This window comes from Streptomyces lonarensis (assembly GCF_012033735.1).
Taxonomy (GTDB): domain Bacteria; phylum Actinomycetota; class Actinomycetes; order Streptomycetales; family Streptomycetaceae; genus Streptomyces; species Streptomyces lonarensis.
On the sequence record NZ_JAAVJD010000405.1, the window covers coordinates 1 to 2,591 of the forward strand.

Here is a 2,591-nt window from a genome sequence, read left to right on the forward strand (position 1 = left end):
CGCCGGGGCCGCCCGGGCCGCCGAAGTCGCGGTCGGGGTGGTAGGCGTGGCGGTCGGCGGCGGCCTGGTCGGCGTCCGGGTCGACCGGCCCGTGACCGGGCACGAGGTCCCAGCCGGCGGGCAGCGCCCCCGGGACCGCGGGGAAGGTGCCGGGCGGGTCGGCGGGGCCGCCGTGCGGTGAGTCGTGGGAGCCGCCGAGGTGGTGGCCGTCGCCCCAGCGGCTGTCCGCGGAGGGGCTGTCGGCGTACGGGCCGTCGGCGTACGGGCTGTCCGTGTGGGGGGCGGCTTGGCCGTGGGTCGTGCCGCCGTCACGACCGGGCGGCGGCGCGGCGCCGTAGCGGTCGGCGGTGAAGGGGTGTTCCGGGGCGTGCCGGTCCCAGGGACTGGGACGCCGCGACTCGGTGCCGCCGGTCGTCGGCGGCGGTGCCGCGTCCTCGAAGCGGCCGTCGGTCGGGACGCCGATGCGGTCGGTGTACCCCCCCGCGTGCTGCGGGTTCCCCTGCTGCGGGCGGTGGCCGCCCTCGGTCGGGCCGCTCTCGGCGTCCCAGCGGTCGTCGGCGCGGGAGTGGTGGCCGCCGGAGTACGGGGGCAGGCCGCGGGTGTCCTCGGCGGGCGCGGGGCCGCGGGCCGGCGGCAGGGTGCCGCCGGTTGCGGTGGACCGCCCGGGGGCGTTCCATCCCGGCGGGAGGTGGTAGCCGGGCGCGGGCCCGTCGCGGTCGGCCGGGTGTTCGACCTCCCGGCGGGGCGCGGGGGCCGGCGGGTGGACTCCGCCCTGCGGGTGGGCGGTGTACGGCGGCTGCGGTTCCCGCTCGTCGGCCGGGGGGCGGGGTGCCGCCTCGCGCGCGCCGGGCGAGGGCGGCGGGGCGCCCGCGTCGCCGCCGTCGGGCGCCTCGCGGGCGAGGGTGGTGCCGTGGTCGTTGCCGCCGTCCACGGGGAACGGGTCGTAGCCGCAGAGGACTTCCTCGGCCGCCCCGGCCGCCAGGCCGGTGAGCATCGCGCGGCCGTCGTCGCAGACGAGGACGGTCCGGGCGGTGATGTTGCGGTGGGTCCAGCCGTGCGCGTGGACCACGCGGAGCGCCGCCAGCACGTCGGCGGCGATCTCCGCGGCGCGGTACGGGCCCATGCGGTGCTCGGCGAGGAGCGCCGCCAACGGTCGACCGGGGACGAGTTCACTCACTATCCAGAGGCCGTCGCCCTGGACGAAGACGTCGAAGATCTGGTCCAGCCGGGCGTGGTCCGGCAGCGAGGCGGCCGCGGCGGCTGCCTCCAACGCCCGGCGGACCACCGGGTCGTCAGGGGTACGGGTGGCGAGGCCGGAGGCGCGCGGGGTCTGCTGCGGTCCGGGCCCCCGGGGGTGGCCGCCGTCGAGCACCTCCGCGTCGAGCACCTCGGGCAACGGCACCTGCCGCACCAGGACTTCCTGGCCGCTGGCGGTGTCGTAGGCGCGGGTCTCCACCAACTCGTAGGCGTCGGCGGGGGGTCGCGGAAGGCGATAGCGGTCCGCGAGCAGCCGCCCCGCGTACTGTTCCACTACGCCTCCCCTCGTGACGTGCCCTCGGCACCCGGTTGCTCACGATACGTGCCGATGGCGTGACACGACCATGCTCCGGTCCACGGGCTCCCGTTCAGCCGAGCGGCTCGAACGTGCGGAAGGCCGTGTCCCGCAGTGTGCGGCAGTCATTCCCGTCCCACTCCTCCGCCACACACGTGACCATCACCGCGTACCCGCGCCCGTCGTCGACCCGGAAACCGCGGTTGAGCACCCGGACCCGCGTACCGGCCATGGTGCGCTCGAACTCCCAGTCGGAAACGGTGGGGTAGTCACGCCATTCGACGGAGTCTATGCGGACCCGCTCGTAATCCGTGCTGGCGTCACGTACCGAGGGTTCCAGCTCAAGCCAAGCCTGTTCGGCGTCGGGCCCGGGTGACGTCGTGAAATCGACCTGAACCGCCGGGGGCGGCCCTGATGGATGGCTGTAAATCGCCCCGGAGTTGCGCCCGGCGGTGGCCGTCTGCTCCCAACCGCCGGGCATCGCCATGCTGAAGCGGTACTGGAGGTCGACGGTACGGGCGAAGCCGGTGGGGCCCTCGGGCGGGAAGGGTGCGTCGGTGTCCCGTTCGGGGCTGTTGCGCGGCGGGCCGGACTCCTCCGGTTCCGCGCCCTCCGCCGTGCCGTCCTCCTCCGGGGCGGTGCCGCCCTCGGAGCCCTGGTCGCCGTCCGGGTCCTGTGCCGAGTCGTCGTCGGCGCCGCCGGTCGCCGCGTCGTCCTCCGCCCCGTCGCTCCCGCCGCTGTCGGTACCGCCGTCGGTCGTCTCGGAGGGGTTGGGGCCCGGGGTGTCGTCGGACTCGCCCGAATCACCGCCGAGTTGGGAGGCGAGCACGCCGCCGAGGAGCGCCAGCGCCGCCACGACCGCGACCACGATCAGCACCAGACGGCGGCGTCCGCCACCGCTGTTCCGGGCAGCCCCGGTGCCACTCGCGGCGCCGCCGCTGCCGGCCGCACCGCCGTCCGCCTGCTCGCCGCCGGCCCGCGCCCGGCCTTCCCGACCGCTGTCCGCGCCGAGCGCGGTGGCGGCGCCTGAGGCCGATCC

At 76.9% G+C, this 2,591-nt stretch carries 2 protein-coding genes; both read right to left on the minus strand.

Features of this window, described 5'->3' with window-relative positions; translation table 11 throughout:
* A partial coding sequence (locus tag HCN56_RS26825) for a protein kinase (RefSeq protein WP_312871444.1) occupies nucleotides 1-1,531 on the minus strand: 1,531 nt, incomplete at its 3' end.
* 94 nt (nucleotides 1,532-1,625) lie between these two features.
* A partial coding sequence (locus tag HCN56_RS25050) for a serine/threonine kinase C-terminal domain-containing protein (RefSeq protein ID WP_512700879.1) occupies nucleotides 1,626-2,591 on the minus strand: 966 nt, incomplete at its 5' end.